This is a genomic window from Pseudoalteromonas sp. 120-MNA-CIBAN-0494 (assembly GCF_040308885.1).
Lineage (GTDB): Bacteria > Pseudomonadota > Gammaproteobacteria > Enterobacterales > Alteromonadaceae > Pseudoalteromonas > Pseudoalteromonas nigrifaciens.
On sequence record NZ_JBEOOE010000241.1, the window covers coordinates 1 to 233 of the forward strand.

Here is a 233-nt window from a genome sequence, read left to right on the forward strand (position 1 = left end):
GTACTAGCGTATGTGCCACAACATCCAACTGTGACTAATTTGCATTACCATAAAACCGATGAACAACGCAGGCGCTGCTAGGGGTTGTACGGTAATAAAAATTAGTGCGAAACCAAACACTGTCAGTAGCCATTTGACCATCTGACCTCGATATAGCTGGCTGACAATATGCCGGCGCGCGCGATATCCAGTATGCCAAAAGATAAAACTTGCAAAGACGGCTTGTGTGGCAT

At 45.9% G+C, this 233-nt stretch carries 1 protein-coding gene; it reads right to left on the reverse strand.

The genetic code is table 11. The annotated features are described in order from the left end of the window. Nucleotides 1-3: 3 nt before the first annotated feature. A partial coding sequence (locus AAEY55_RS18645; RefSeq protein ID WP_350552791.1) for an ATP synthase subunit I occupies nucleotides 4-233 on the reverse strand: 230 nt, incomplete at its 5' end.